Below are 13,619 nucleotides of genomic sequence, written 5' to 3'. Positions count from 1 at the left end.
ATGGCCTGGCGCCTGACACTGCTGGCGCTGCTGTTCAGTCTGCTGAGCAGCTGCGGCTTTCACCTGCGCGGCAATCTGCCGCTCAGTCAGTTTCCGGCCATCTATGTGCAAAGCGAAGCGCACTCTGAGTTGGCAGCGCTGTTAAAACAGCGCTTTAGTCAAAATCAGGTCGAGTTACTGGGCAGTTACCAGCAAGACAGACCGGCGCTGCAGCTGGTGCGCGATACGCTGGAGCGGCGCACCCTGTCGCTGTTTGCCAATGGCCAGGTTGCCGAATATGAGCTGATTTACAAAGTCGAGTATCGGATCCAATTACCCGGCGAGCAGGAACAGTTTTATCAGTTCGAGTTATACCGTGATTATCAGGATGATCCGAATCAGGCCCTGGCGAAAGCCCAGGAACTGGAGCTGCTGTTAAGCGAATTACGCCAGCAGGCTGCCAACCGTATTATCCGCCAACTGGCTCGCCTGGGCTGATGCAGAAGCTGTACGCCAATCAATTGCCAGCCCAGCTGCAACAGGGGCTGGCGCCCTGTTATCTGATTTTTGGCGAAGAGCCACTGCAAAAACTGGAAGCCATCGAAGCGATCCGGCACGCGGCCAAACCGCAAGGCTTTTTGGAGCGGCTGAGCTTTAGCGCTGATGCCCAGTTCGACTGGCAGCAGCTGGATAACGAACTCAGTGCCATGTCCTTGTTTGCCGAGCGGCGGCTGATTGAACTGGAACTGGCACAAGCCAAACCGCCGGCTGCCGTCAACGAACAACTGAAGCAACTGGCTGCCAAACTGCATCCCGATATCGTGCTGGTGGTGCATGGCAGTCGCAGCTTTAGTGAAGTCAGCAAACTGGCCTGGTTTAAACAACTGTCAGAGCAGGCCGTGCAAGTGGCCATTTACCCACTGGATGAGCGGCAACAACTGCAATGGCTGCAGCAACGCGCCCGCCAGTTACAGTTGCAGCTAAGCTCTGATGCGCTGAATTTGCTGCAACAACACTGTGCCGGCAACCTGCTGGCCGCCCGGCAGGAGCTGGAAAAGCTGGCACTGACCCATCCGGATAGCCGCATTGATGCCGAGACCTTTAGCCGCTTTTTAGCCGATCATTCCAGCTACAACGTGTTTCAACTGACCGATTCGGTATTGGCCGGGCATAGTGCCGAAGCCGCACACCGGCTGCAGCGCTTGCTGGAACAGGACACTGAGCCGGTGATTATCGCCTGGCAATTACATAAAGAGCTGAGCATCCTGCAACAGCTGGCCCAGGCGGAGCAACAAGGCCAACTGAGCGCACAGTTTAAACAATTGGCGATCTGGCCGAAACGCCAGCCATTATATCAACAAGCCCTGCAGCGACTTAGCCGGGGTTGGCAAAACTATTTGTTACAGGAACTGGCGGCCTTTGATCGCTTATTTAAAGCCGGCCGGCTGACTAACACCACGCTGGCGTTATTACATCTGGTGACCTTATTCTGCCATCCGGTAGCCAAAACCTTTGCTTTGCAACAGTATGACGCAGACTAAACTAGTAGGGATTTTTGGCGGCACCTTCGATCCGATCCATCTTGGCCATCTGGCAGTTGCACGTTATGTGCTGACGCACTGCGCTTTAGATAGCGTTAAGCTGATGCCCTGCCATCTGCCGCCGCACCGTGCCAGTCCGGGCGTCAGCAGTGTCGAGCGGGCACGGATGGTCGAGCTGGCTATCAGTGCAGAGCCAAAGCTGCAGCTCGAACCGCTGGAACTGAGCCTGCAACAACCGTCTTACACGGTAAATAGCCTGACGCTGCTAAAGCAGCAAGATCCTGCTGCGCACTTGTGTTTTATTATTGGCATGGACTCACTGCAGTATTTTCGCAGCTGGCATCAGTGGCAGCAGATCCTGACATTGGCCCATCTGATCGTACTTAAGCGCCCCGGCTATAGCGCACAGGATGGCGACGCACCAGCGCTACTCACCCAATACGGCATCAGCCTGCCAGAGCTCAGCACACTGCCAGCCGGTGGCATCCTGCTGTTGGATAATCCGGATTTTCCACAAAGCGCAACCTTTGTCCGTGCGCAGTTAGCCGTGGACCCAGCCGTGCAGGCCATGCTACCGCCAGCGGTACTTAGTTATATTCAGCAACACGGGCTCTATGGTTGCGCTGTTTCCGCTGCCAAAGTGTGATAAAATAGCGCCCTTTTAGCTTGCATGAGGAATAAGGGTGCAAACAAACGAACTGGTCGCCTTTGTCGTAGACAAGGTTGATGACATGAAAGCCCGCGATATCGTGACCTTAGATGTCCGGGGTAAATCCAGCGTCACCGAATTTATGGTGATCTGCTCTGGAACTTCCAGCCGCCACGCGAAGTCTATTGCCGGGTACCTGGCGCAAGAAGTGAAAAAACAAGGCGTTCAACCACTGGGCATCGAAGGTGAAGCCTCGGGGGAATGGGTATTACTGGATCTGGACAGTGTTGTCGTGCATGTGATGCAGGAAGAAAGCCGGCATTTTTATCAGTTGGAAAAGCTCTGGGGCGGTTAAGTAGTTATGAAGTTGATCCTGATTGCCGTGGGTACCAAGATGCCTGCCTGGGTACAAACCGGCTTTGAGGAATATGCCCGTCGCTTTCCCCGTGATCTGCCGTTTGAACTGATTGAAATTGCCGCTGGTAAGCGCGGTAAAAATGCGGATATCAAACGCATTTTAGAGCAAGAAGGCGAAAAAATGCTGGCGGCAGTGCCCAAAGGTAGCCGCATCGTGACGCTGGAAGTGCTGGGTCAAAACTGGACCAGCCCGCAGCTGGCCGGCAAGTTACAGGAATGGCAACAGGATGGCCGTGATGTCTGCTTACTGGTGGGCGGCCCGGAAGGTTTGGCGCCAGCCTGTATTGCAGCCAGCGAAGCCAAATGGTCACTCTCGGCGCTGACGCTGCCGCATCCGCTGGTCAGGGTGGTGATGGCAGAAGCCCTGTACCGCGCCTGGAGTATTAGTACCAATCACCCTTATCACCGCGAGTAGGCATGCTGAAAAAACGCGTCACTATGCAGGATGTTGCTGCCGAAGCCCGCTTGTTCAGCCGGCGGGCGCTGACCGCTATGCTGGTAGTCAGCCTGCTGTTTTGCGTGTTAATTGTTAATATGTATCACCTGCAGGTGAAATCCTATCAGATCTACCAAACCCGCTCCGAGGGTAACCGGATTAAAGTGGTGCCACTGGCGCCAAACCGCGGCATGATCACTGACCGTAACGGTATTTTGCTGGCTGAGAACCGGCCGGTGTTCTCCCTCGAGTTGGTACCGGAGCAGGTCGAAAATATGACCGAAACGGTGGCAGAGCTGGCGCTGCTAATCGAGATCCCGGACGAGTTACAACAAAGCTTCCTGCGTGATGTGCGCCAACAGCGTCGCTTTAATAGCATAGCGCTGAAAGAGCAGCTCAATGATGAAGAAGTGGCAATCATCTCGGTTAACCTGCACCGTTTTCCCGGCGTCACTGTCGAAGCCCGTCTTAGCCGCCACTACCCGTTCGGTAATTTGTTTACCCATGCGCTGGGCTATATCGGCCGCATCAATACCAACGACCTGAAACGGCTGGAAGAGAGCGACCAACTGGCAAATTACGCCGCCACCCGCGATATCGGCAAAATTGGCTTAGAGCGCTACTACGAAACCGAATTACACGGAACCATGGGTTATCAGGAAGTTGAGGTGAATAACCGCGGCCGCCTGATCCGGGTATTACGCTCGGTACCGGCGCAATCGGGTAAAAATATTCAGCTTAATCTGGATGTGGGCCTGCAACTCACCGCCCAGCAGTTACTGGAAGGTAAGCGCGGGGCTATTGTTGCAATGGATCCCCGCGATGGTGCCGTGATGGCGTTTTACAGTAATCCCAGCTACGACCCTAACCTCTTTGTGCACGGTATCAGCAGTACCAATTACAATGCGTTGTTAAATTCACCGGACCGGCCGCTGATTAACCGGGTGACGCAAGGCGTATATCCGCCAGCCTCTACCATTAAGCCGCATCTGGCATTGCTGGGGCTGGAAACCAATACTATAACCCCCAGCACCCGGATCTGGGATCCGGGCTTCTTTCAGCTACCCGGCGTCGAGCATCGTTACCGCGACTGGAAACGCTGGGGGCATGGCTGGGTCGATGTTTACAGTGCCATTATCGAGAGCTGTGATACCTTCTTTTATGATATGGGGGTCAAACTCGGGATTGACCGTATTTCTGATTATATGAACAAGCTTGGTTTTGGTGAAAAAACCGGTATTGATATTCTGGAAGAGTCCAACACCAATATGCCGTCACGCGGTTGGAAACGCGCCCGGCATAACCAGCCCTGGTATCACGGTGACACCGTCGCGGTCAGTATCGGCCAAGGCTACTGGACTTCTACACCAATCCAGCTGATGACCACCACCGCCGCCTTACTGAATAATGGCATGCTGCCGATCCCCCATATGGCGAAAACTCTGACGAATGATGCCGGCACCGAGCAGGTCAGTACCGAATTGCAACCGACCGTCAATGTGGTTAACCCACGCAACTGGCAAGTGATCCGCGATGCGATGGAGCAAACCGTCAGTACGCAAAAGGGTACCGCCTTTAACGCCTTTCGTGGCGCCAGTTATAGCTCAGGCGGCAAAACCGGTACTGCCCAGCTGGTAAAAATTGCGCAGGATGCCAAATACGATGCCAATGCACTGGATGAGCGGCTGCGCGATAATGCCATGTATGTCGGTTATGCACCGGCGGTTGATCCAACCATTATTGTCGCCGTTACCGTAGAAAATATTGGCGGTGGTGGCAGCACAGCCGCGCCCATTGCCCGTCAGTTGATGGATTATTATTTCAGTGCCGGAGTCAATAGCAATGAATGACAGTCTGGTTAACCCGAAAACCCGCATCAGCCGGCTGGCGTTTTTTCATATCGATACGCCGCTGTTACTGGGCCTACTGGCGCTGATCGGCTATGGTCTGCTGGTGCTTTACAGCGCCTCTGGCCAGAGCGAGCGGATGGTCGAAGCGCAGATTATCCGCCTGGGTCTGGCCTTTGCGGTAATGATCGGGGTAGCGCAAATCAACCCGCTCACTATCCGGCGTTGGTCATTGCCGCTGTTTATTGTCGGTACCCTGCTATTGGTGGCGGTATTGCTGTTTGGTCATGTCGGTAAAGGTGCCCAACGCTGGCTGGACCTGGGTTTTATGAAGTTTCAGCCGTCCGAAATTATGAAGCTGGCAGTACCAATGGCGATTGCCTGGTTTATTGCCTCGCATAACCTGCCGCCGAAAAAGCGCCATCTGACGGTTGGTTTCTTAATGTGTGTGATCCCGACGCTGCTGATTGCCAAGCAACCGGATCTGGGCACTGCTATTCTGATTGCCGCGGCCGGCATTTTCGTCTTATTTCTGGCCGGGATGAGCTGGAAGCTCATCACCTTTATCGTGGCACTGGTATCTGCCTTTGCGCCCGTGCTCTGGCTGTTTGGCATGCACGATTATCAGCGGCGCCGGGTACTGACCTTTCTCAACCCGGAAAGTGACCCGCTGGGCTCAGGCTATCATATTATCCAATCCAAGATCGCCATTGGCTCTGGTGGCGTGCATGGTAAAGGCTGGTTGCAGGGTACCCAGTCGCAGCTGGAGTTTTTGCCAGAGCGTCATACCGATTTTATTTTCTCAGTGCTAAGTGAAGAATTTGGCCTGGTCGGCGTATTGTTTTTACTGGCTATCTATTTGTTTATTATTGGCCGGGGCTTGCTTATCGCCACCCGGGCACAGGATAATTATGGCAAATTGGTTGCCGGCAGCTTTACCCTGACATTTTTCGTCTATGTGTTCGTCAATATAGGCATGGTTTCCGGGCTGTTACCGGTTGTTGGGGTGCCGTTACCGCTGGTCAGTTATGGTGGCACCTCGATGGTGACCATGATGGCCGCTTTTGGCATTATTATGTCGGTAAGTACACATAAACGCAGTATGGCCCAAACCTGATATGACTAAATTACGCCTCAGCCTGATCACCCTGCTTGCTGCCGCTACCCTGGCGGCCTGTAGCAGCAAACCACCAGCCCCGGGTACACCGGCGGCAAAACCACCATCGATGGTATCACCGAATGCCGGTCGCTATCGTGATGAAACCGACAGCAAACCGCCCCGCTTACCGACCTTGCTGGAAATGACCGACCCGGTACCCAAGGCCGAGCCGTTGAGCCGCGGTGGTAATAACCCATACAATATCTTCGGCCAGGATTACCTGCCGTTACAACAGCTGACCGAGCATACCGAAGTCGGTATTGCCTCCTGGTATGGCAATAAATTTCACGGTTACCATACCTCGAATGGCGAGATCTACAATATGTTCGCCATGACCGCGGCCCATAAAACCCTGCCGTTGCCGTCTTATGTGCGGGTAACCAATCTGGATAATAACCAAAGCGCTATTGTGCGGGTCAATGACCGCGGCCCTTTCCACCAGGACCGGATTATTGATCTCTCTTATTCAGCAGCCCATAAAATCGGCATGCTACAACGCGGTACAGCCAGGGTTAAGGTTGAGCTGATAAAATCGCCGGCGATGCTGGCGCAGCAACAAGGGCAACAAGGCATTCCGATGCAGCGCGCGGCGCCGCCCAGTGCCGGTGAAACACGGATTAGAAGTGCTGAACTACCGAACAGACAATGCTATATCCAACTGTTTGCGATCAGTGACAACAACAGAGCGCGTCAGTTGCAGCAACAAATTGCCAGCCAGTGGTCAGTACCAACGGAGATCCGCTCCGGTAACGGCTTACACCGGCTGTTAATAGGTCCAACCTCGGATAGCCAACTGGCGCAACAATGGCTGAATCAGTTCCGCACCGGCAGCTATCCGCAGGCATTTTTTGTCGATGGTGGTCAGTGCGGCTGATCACTCCAGCTAGTCCCGAACTTATAAGAAAGGTGCTATGAACAGTTATTATCAGGTTTTTGGTGCGGCAACCTTAGCCGTAAGCAGTGCATTTCTGGTAGCGCAAGCCAGCGCACAAAGTGTGATGCCACAGGCACCGCAAGTGGCCGCGAAAGGGCATATTCTGGTCGATTATGATACCGGCGCGGTACTGTCGGAAGAAAATGCCGATATGTCGCTGGCCCCTGCCAGTTTAACCAAGATGATGACCATCTATGTTATCGGTATGGAGCTGAAACAGGGCAATATCAGTCTGGACGATATGGTTACAGTTAGCGAGCGCGCCTGGTCGAGAAACTTCCCCGGCTCTTCGCTGATGTTTATTGAAGTGGGCGCTCAGGTCAAAGTCGCAGATCTGGCGCGTGGTATTATGATCCAGTCAGGCAATGATGCCTGTGTTGCCATGGCAGAACATATCGCCGGCACCGAAAGTGCCTTTGTCGATCTGATGAATGCGCACGCCGAGCGTCTGGGCATGGTCAATACCCGCTTTGGCAATAGTCATGGTTTACATCTGGACGAGCAGTACACTACGCCGCGTGATATGGCCGTACTGTCGCGGGCACTGATCCGGGATGTACCAGACTTATACGCCCTGTATTCTGAGCGGCAGTTCACCTTTAATAACATTACCCAGCACAACCGTAACTCCCTGCTGTGGGATCGCAGCCTGGAAGTAGATGGCATTAAAACCGGTTATACTAAAGAAGCCGGCTTTAGCCTGATCACCTCAGCCACCCGTGAAGGTATGCGGCTGGTGTCGGTGGTCATGGGCACGGCTAATGAGCGCGCCCGCGCCGCCGAAAATAAAAAGTTACTGACCTATGGTTTCCGTTTTTTTGAAACCGTCACTACCCATCAGGCCGGTGAAAAACTGGCCGACGAGCGACTGTGGAAAGGTCAGCAGCCAACGGTTGCGGTCGGTCTGGCGGAAAATGCGACTGTGACCTTACAACGTGGTCAGCGTCGGAATTTAAAAGCAGACATCCAGTTGGATCAGCAACTGATCGCCCCCATTAACAAGGGCGATGTGGTTGGCAAGGTGGTGCTGCAGCTGAACAATGAACAGCTTGGCAGCTACCCGCTTGTGGCCCTGGAAAGTATTGAACAGGCAGGCTTTTTCAGCCGGCTGGTTGATGCTGTGAAGTTAAAGTTTCAATAACGCCACACCGAGATTAAGCTAAGTCCCGGCCTGGCCGGGACTTTTTTATTTTTACTGAGTAAAGCAGATGGTCACTGAAGTTAAAAATACCCGTTTTGATGAGTTTCTGGAATTTCCCTGCCAGTTTAATTTTAAAGTACTGGGTCTGGCCGATGCACGGCTGGTTGACGAGGTGATGATGGTGATCCGCCAACATGCCGACGCCGCCGATTATAGCCCCAGTGTTAAGCCCAGCGGCAAGGGAACCTACCATTCGGTGACAGTACAGGTGACAGTCACCAGTAAGTCGCATATTGAATTACTGTACACTGAGCTTGGCAAAATTGAGCTGGTGCGCTACGTACTCTGAGCAGTTTACGCCGCCAGAGGTACTCGAAATCCGCGACTTATCCAGTATAATGCCCGCTTAAATCAGCACGGAGCTTACCTTGTCTATTACCGAGCAACTGGTGATCCGCCAGCTGGGTCTGCAGGACTACAGCCGGATCTGGCAGGCCATGCAGCAGTTTACCGATCTGCGCGACAGTAACACGCCGGACGAAATCTGGTTGTTAGAGCATCCACCGGTCTTTACCCAGGGGCAGGCCGGTAAAGCCGAACATCTGCTGTTTCCGGGAGACATTCCGGTGGTACAGGTGGATCGCGGCGGTCAGGTCACCTACCACGGCCCGGGCCAGTTGGTGGCTTATGTACTATTGGATATCAAGCGCCGTAATCTGGGCGTGCGCCAGCTGGTCAGCATGCTGGAAAATATTCTGATTGAGCTGTTGCGCCGTTATAACATCAACGCCGAAGCCCGACCCGATGCACCTGGCGTCTATGTTGCGGGAGCGAAGATCGCCTCGCTCGGGCTGCGGGTACGTAAAGGCTGTACCTTTCACGGTCTGGCCTTGAATGTGCAGATGGATATGGAACCCTTTAGCCGGATCAACCCGTGCGGTTATGCCGGTATGCAAATGGTACAATGTAGTGAGCTGGGCGGACCGCTTCAAGTCTCTGAGGCCGCAACCGTCATGGCCGAACTTTTTCAACAACATCTGGCAATTAGCAGCCCGGTGGTTAAAACAGGGTTAGAGAACTAAAATGACCAAAACAGCACGTATGGAACCCGGCGTTAAGCTGCGCGATGCGGAGAAAATGGCATTAATCCCGGTAAAGGTACTGCCCACCGAGCGCGACGAGATGTTACGCAAGCCAGAATGGCTGAAGATCAAACTGCCGAAAAGCACCGAGCGGATCGACGAAATCAAAGGCGCACTGCGCAAACACGGCCTGCATTCTGTGTGCGAAGAAGCCTCCTGTCCCAATTTATCCGAGTGTTTTAACCACGGTACCGCCACCTTTATGATTTTGGGTGCCATCTGTACCCGTCGCTGCCCGTTCTGTGACGTCGCCCATGGCCGGCCGCTGCCACCCAGTGCTGAAGAGCCAAAAAAGCTGGCACTGACCATTCGCGATATGAAGTTAAAGTATGTGGTGATTACCTCAGTAGACCGCGACGACTTACGTGATGGCGGTGCCCAGCATTTTGCCGACTGTATTGCAGCCATTCGTAAATATAGCCCGGAGATTAAAATTGAAGTACTGGTACCGGACTTCCGTGGTCGGATGGATGTGGCACTGGAGATCTTAAGTAAAAACCCACCTGATGTGTTTAACCACAATCTGGAGACGGCACCGCGTCTGTATAAGCTGGCACGGCCTGGAGCGGACTATAAATGGTCACTGACCCTGCTACAGCGCTTTAAGCAATTACACCCGCAGGTGGCGACCAAGTCTGGCCTAATGGTGGGTTTGGGTGAAACCACTGAAGAGTTATTAGAAGTGCTGCGCGATCTACGCGAACATCAGGTAGATATGTTAACCGTGGGGCAGTATCTGCAACCAAGTAAGCACCACCTGCCGGTAAAACGCTATATGCCACCGGCAGAGTTTGCAGAGATCAAAGCCTATGCCGATGAGTTAGGTTTTAAACATGCTGCCTGCGGCCCTTTTGTCCGCTCCAGCTATCATGCAGACCGTCAGGCAGCAGGTGAAGATATCTGCTAAGCTCTGACTTACAACGCTAAATAGTACTCTACAATGCTATTTTGTACTGTACATCGCTATTTTGTAACGCCACTTCGTTGTAATAGCGGAGTGGCTTAATGAAGGGGATTCCACGGATCAAGGAATTCCCATCCGATAATCGTTACTGGCGGCTTGAGTGGTTCGGTGCCGTTCAGCTTGAACCAGACTTGCCCGTGAACCTGCCCCGCAGGTTATCATCCCCCCTTTAAAACGCCTGGTAGCTAAGTGCTCAAGCAAGTTAAGCTTGCTTTAACAGCATCCAGCTTCGGCTTTTGGTTTTAAAGGAACATCTCGCCAAACATCAATAAATTGTAATACTATTACTTTAAATGTAAGCATAATTATACTTTGGATATCTACATATGAAGTTTTTTATAATGTTATTATTGATATCAATGATATCCGGTTGTACTGAACGGCCCGATATCGATGAGCTAAGCCAGATTTTTACAACTCATCGCTCCTCTTTTAATCAGCTGGCCGATACGGGTTGCCAGCTAAAATCTATGCTCAATACTAAGTTTCATCATTATAAAATAGATACCGCCTCAGAGTATCCGGAGCATTTAGCCGAACATGTTTTAAAAATTAATACTTTACTGCACAATATTGATGCAAAAAGCCTGGTTATTCATCAGGACGGTCAACCAGAATGCTCACTTTACGTACCACAATGGTCTTACGGGTTCGCTGGAGATGGCACTGAAATGGGATTTAGCTATCAACCAGCAGCATTGGCCGAGTACCGCCCAGCTATTCATTTAAGAGAGAATCGTAATTTCAGAGAGAAAATGCATTTTACCAAGCCGTTAGCAGACGGCTGGTATATAGAATATGTTAACCAGCCTTAATCAGCATGCTGCTTAGTAATTTATAGTCACGTTGTACTGACGCTACTGCCACGCACAGATCCAGTACAAATGAGCTTTGTAATTCGAAGATATCTGCTAAGCTAATTAAAAACTTAGGGGGTAGTATGGAGCAGAGACATTATAAAAGAGTGCGCTTTTTCAGCAGAGCTCATTTGGACGTTGCTGGCCATAGCTACCCGACCGAAGTACTGGACTTGTCGCTGAAAGGCGCCCTGGTCCGCAGCCCGGCGCAGAGCCTGCCGCTAACGACAGAGCCGATGCTATTGCGGCTGCAGCTAAGTGATAGTGTAGAGGAAATCTCGATGCAGGTGTTAATCGCGCATCAGCATCAGGACCTGCTGGGTCTGTACTGCCAGAAAATCGATATTGATAGTATCAGTCATCTGCGCCGTTTACTGGAGCTAAACCTGGGTGATGCGGCCTTGCTGGAACGTGAGCTGGCCGAGTTAAGCAGTCACGATTAGTCTTCTGCTGCTGCGGCAGCGGCTGTTGTCGTCTGATTAAGCTTACTCAAAGCCCGGATCGCCGGCGGATAACCGAACCCCGCCGCTGTGTGCATCAACTGATACCAATCCAGCCACGCCTCCTGCTGCCGTGCCAGATAAGCAAAATAATACTGTACTGGCATTAACAACGCTGCCTGCTCTAACTCTTGTTGCAACAAGTCAAAATACAGTTGGGGTAACGGGGCTTCAAAATGCCGCATACTGTTTACCGCCGCCACCGGCCGATAAGCCTGCAAGCCCACGGCCTGGCAGGTGTCAACAGCGGTCAGCTCGATATCCTGCGCAGCAACCCGATACCGCTGCCGATAGCGCGCTAATGTGCTGTTATCCGCGCCGACTAACAGATTAGGCGCGATCCGCCCGCTCTGGCAAACGGCGCGGGCAGCCAGCGCAGAGAGCGCATATTCGTCAAGAAAACCGGCAATATGTAAAAACTCATGCCGTAGTAAAGCCAGATTGGCATCTTCTGGCAGTTGGATAATGCCATTATTAAAACTGGCAATACCGCGCCCCCCAAGTAATAACAGCTGTTGAAACTGGCCTTGCTGCACCAGCTGCCGCAATTGCTGATACTCACAATGGATGCGGCTGGCTGCTTGTTCGCTGCAATTTAGCAAGGTTGACTGCACTCTGACCACAGCGGCGAAACAAACCGGCAGTTGGCTGAGTTGCGGATCCTGCTGCCACTGCTGCGCTAACAGTTGATAGGTACGCTCAGCCGCGGCTGAGGTCACCACCGGCTGGATCCTTAAACTACAACTGGCGCCCGCCAGATTTTCCGCCGCGCTAAACTCGGTTTGCGGTGGCATAGCCCAGAGCCCGAGCTCCGCCAGTAACTGGGGTTGCAGCTGATGAGTATAGTCTTGCCCCGCAGCTTGCTGCGCAGTAAGCCAATGAGCCGTCGCCAGTTTACCTTCGAGCCGGACTTGCAGCATCAGCGCATGCTCCAGCGCACCGGGGGCATCCAACGCAGCAGCCTGACGCCACCACTGTAACGCCGCAGTCAGATCATTCTCGGCCAGTCGTAAGCGGGCTAATTGCGCAGCAGCGGCGCCGTCAGTGCTGGCGCGGGAAAGTAGCTGTTGTTCGGTCGTGAGCGCGTCCTGACAGGCGACAACACCAAGCAAAAGAAAAAAGCCAGCAAGCCGGCTTTTTTTAAATACAGTCGCAGCGCTAGTGCTGCTCATGCTGTTCATGGCTCGGCTCATCGCCGCGGATCCTGGCTATTTCCATTCTGGCATAGCGATGTTCGACAAACTCGTAGACATTGGTCGACAGCGTTTTATGGTAATAAATCAGTGCCTGCTCCAGATTACCCCGCGCCTGATGCCACTTCGCCAGGTAAAAATACGCTTCGCATAAACGCTCTGCCAGATGACGCGGATTATTCAGTCCCTGCAGAATGGATTGCAGCAGCGCCTGCTCTGACAGTTGTCCGGCGTAGAAACGCACCAGATTGGTGGCCCAATCATCCGGATCCAGCAAACTCAGCTGTTGCCGCAGCTGCTGCTGCGCCTGCTCAGGTCTGCTTTCTGCCACGCCAATGTACCACCATAACACCCGGTAGGGATCATTGGGTTTTAACTGATAAAACTGGGCAAAGTCAGCTTCTGCCAAATCCAGCCGGCCTGCATAGTAAAAGGCAATGGCACGATTCAGATACGGGAAATCATAATCCGGCGCCAACTCCAGCGCAGAATCAAAGGCTTCGTACGCTTCGCTGAATTGACCGCTCAGGGTGTAATGAATACCCAGTAGATTATAAACTTCCGGCATATCCGGCTTTAAACGCAGGGCGCGCATAAAGTCGAGCCGGGCCAGTGAGCGCAGGCCTACACTGTCGTACATCACGCCACGGTCATAAAATAACTGGGCACTTTGTGCTTCAGTCAGTTCAGCCCGTTGCAGAATTTCAGATAAGCGGGCGATCGCCAACTCATTACGGTAAGGCACCTGCAGTGGCTCTGGCGTCAGCCAGGCCTCTGCCGGTGTTACCGGCCGCTGTGCGCAGCCGGTTAGGGTAATAAGCCCTGCAAGCAGGGCTAGCTTATACAGCGTTTTGGTCACA

16 protein-coding genes are annotated in these 13,619 nt (G+C 52.9%); 14 read left to right on the top strand and 2 right to left on the bottom strand.

The features are described from left to right. The 14 genes from lptE (at nucleotide 1) to H1D31_RS04670 (ending at nucleotide 11,509) form a co-directional block, all read left to right on the top strand. Nucleotides 1-477, top strand: a complete 477-nt coding sequence (lptE, locus tag H1D31_RS04735; RefSeq protein WP_065955891.1) for an LPS assembly lipoprotein LptE — start codon at nucleotides 1-3, stop codon at nucleotides 475-477. Continuing rightward, nucleotides 477-1,520: a DNA polymerase III subunit delta gene (holA, locus tag H1D31_RS04730; RefSeq protein ID WP_008949874.1), complete on the top strand. Its 1,044-nt coding sequence runs from the start codon at nucleotides 477-479 to the stop codon at nucleotides 1,518-1,520. Before lptE ends, holA begins: the two co-directional genes overlap by 1 nt. Beyond that, nucleotides 1,507-2,166 carry a nicotinate-nucleotide adenylyltransferase gene (nadD, locus tag H1D31_RS04725; protein ID WP_065955892.1) on the top strand — a complete coding sequence of 220 codons (660 nt, stop codon included), beginning with the start codon at nucleotides 1,507-1,509 and terminating at the stop codon, nucleotides 2,164-2,166. Before holA ends, nadD begins: the two co-directional genes overlap by 14 nt. Before the next feature lie 37 nt (nucleotides 2,167-2,203). Next, nucleotides 2,204-2,524, top strand: coding sequence for a ribosome silencing factor (rsfS, locus tag H1D31_RS04720; RefSeq protein WP_008949876.1), 321 nt, complete (start codon nucleotides 2,204-2,206; stop codon nucleotides 2,522-2,524). Nucleotides 2,525-2,530: 6 nt separating this feature from the next. Next, the gene (gene rlmH, locus H1D31_RS04715; protein WP_008608716.1) at nucleotides 2,531-3,001 is read left to right on the top strand and encodes a 23S rRNA (pseudouridine(1915)-N(3))-methyltransferase RlmH; all 471 of its coding nucleotides are present in this window, start codon (nucleotides 2,531-2,533) and stop codon (nucleotides 2,999-3,001) included. 2 nt (nucleotides 3,002-3,003) lie between these two features. Beyond that, nucleotides 3,004-4,872, top strand: a complete 1,869-nt coding sequence (mrdA, locus tag H1D31_RS04710) for a penicillin-binding protein 2 (RefSeq protein ID WP_176714619.1) — start codon at nucleotides 3,004-3,006, stop codon at nucleotides 4,870-4,872. After that, entirely contained in the window at nucleotides 4,865-5,986 is a 1,122-nt protein-coding gene (gene rodA / locus H1D31_RS04705) for a rod shape-determining protein RodA (RefSeq protein WP_261256529.1), read from the top strand. Before mrdA ends, rodA begins: the two co-directional genes overlap by 8 nt. Before the next feature lies 1 nt (nucleotide 5,987). After that, the gene (locus H1D31_RS04700) at nucleotides 5,988-6,902 is read left to right on the top strand and encodes a septal ring lytic transglycosylase RlpA family protein (RefSeq protein ID WP_065955894.1); all 915 of its coding nucleotides are present in this window, start codon (nucleotides 5,988-5,990) and stop codon (nucleotides 6,900-6,902) included. Between the two features lie 37 nt (nucleotides 6,903-6,939). Beyond that, nucleotides 6,940-8,103, top strand: coding sequence for a D-alanyl-D-alanine carboxypeptidase family protein (locus H1D31_RS04695; protein ID WP_065955895.1), 1,164 nt, complete (start codon nucleotides 6,940-6,942; stop codon nucleotides 8,101-8,103). A gap of 67 nt (nucleotides 8,104-8,170) precedes the next feature. Continuing rightward, nucleotides 8,171-8,452: a DUF493 family protein YbeD gene (gene ybeD / locus H1D31_RS04690; RefSeq protein WP_065955896.1), complete on the top strand. Its 282-nt coding sequence runs from the start codon at nucleotides 8,171-8,173 to the stop codon at nucleotides 8,450-8,452. 79 nt (nucleotides 8,453-8,531) lie between these two features. After that, nucleotides 8,532-9,185: a lipoyl(octanoyl) transferase LipB gene (gene lipB, locus H1D31_RS04685; RefSeq protein WP_008608723.1), complete on the top strand. Its 654-nt coding sequence runs from the start codon at nucleotides 8,532-8,534 to the stop codon at nucleotides 9,183-9,185. A gap of 1 nt (nucleotide 9,186) precedes the next feature. Continuing rightward, the gene (gene lipA, locus H1D31_RS04680) at nucleotides 9,187-10,152 is read left to right on the top strand and encodes a lipoyl synthase (protein ID WP_261256523.1); all 966 of its coding nucleotides are present in this window, start codon (nucleotides 9,187-9,189) and stop codon (nucleotides 10,150-10,152) included. Nucleotides 10,153-10,535: 383 nt separating this feature from the next. Next, nucleotides 10,536-11,024: a hypothetical protein gene (locus H1D31_RS04675; RefSeq protein ID WP_261256521.1), complete on the top strand. Its 489-nt coding sequence runs from the start codon at nucleotides 10,536-10,538 to the stop codon at nucleotides 11,022-11,024. Nucleotides 11,025-11,149: 125 nt separating this feature from the next. Continuing rightward, nucleotides 11,150-11,509, top strand: a complete 360-nt coding sequence (locus tag H1D31_RS04670; RefSeq protein ID WP_083216285.1) for a PilZ domain-containing protein — start codon at nucleotides 11,150-11,152, stop codon at nucleotides 11,507-11,509. Here the strand turns inward: H1D31_RS04670 and H1D31_RS04665 are convergent. Next, a complete protein-coding gene (locus H1D31_RS04665; RefSeq protein ID WP_261256515.1) occupies nucleotides 11,506-12,759 on the bottom strand; it encodes a hypothetical protein in 1,254 nt (417 codons plus the stop codon). The two genes, H1D31_RS04670 and H1D31_RS04665, sit on opposite strands and share 4 nt — an antisense overlap. Beyond that, nucleotides 12,725-13,618 carry a lipoprotein NlpI gene (gene nlpI, locus H1D31_RS04660; protein ID WP_008608747.1) on the bottom strand — a complete coding sequence of 298 codons (894 nt, stop codon included), beginning with the start codon at nucleotides 13,616-13,618 and terminating at the stop codon, nucleotides 12,725-12,727. The genes H1D31_RS04665 and nlpI overlap by 35 nt, the downstream gene beginning before the upstream one ends. Between the last annotated feature and the right edge of the window lies 1 nt (nucleotide 13,619).

The organism is Alishewanella sp. BS5-314 (assembly GCF_025377695.1).
GTDB lineage: Bacteria > Pseudomonadota > Gammaproteobacteria > Enterobacterales > Alteromonadaceae > Alishewanella > Alishewanella aestuarii.
This window is presented reverse-complemented; position numbering and strand designations above follow the sequence as displayed.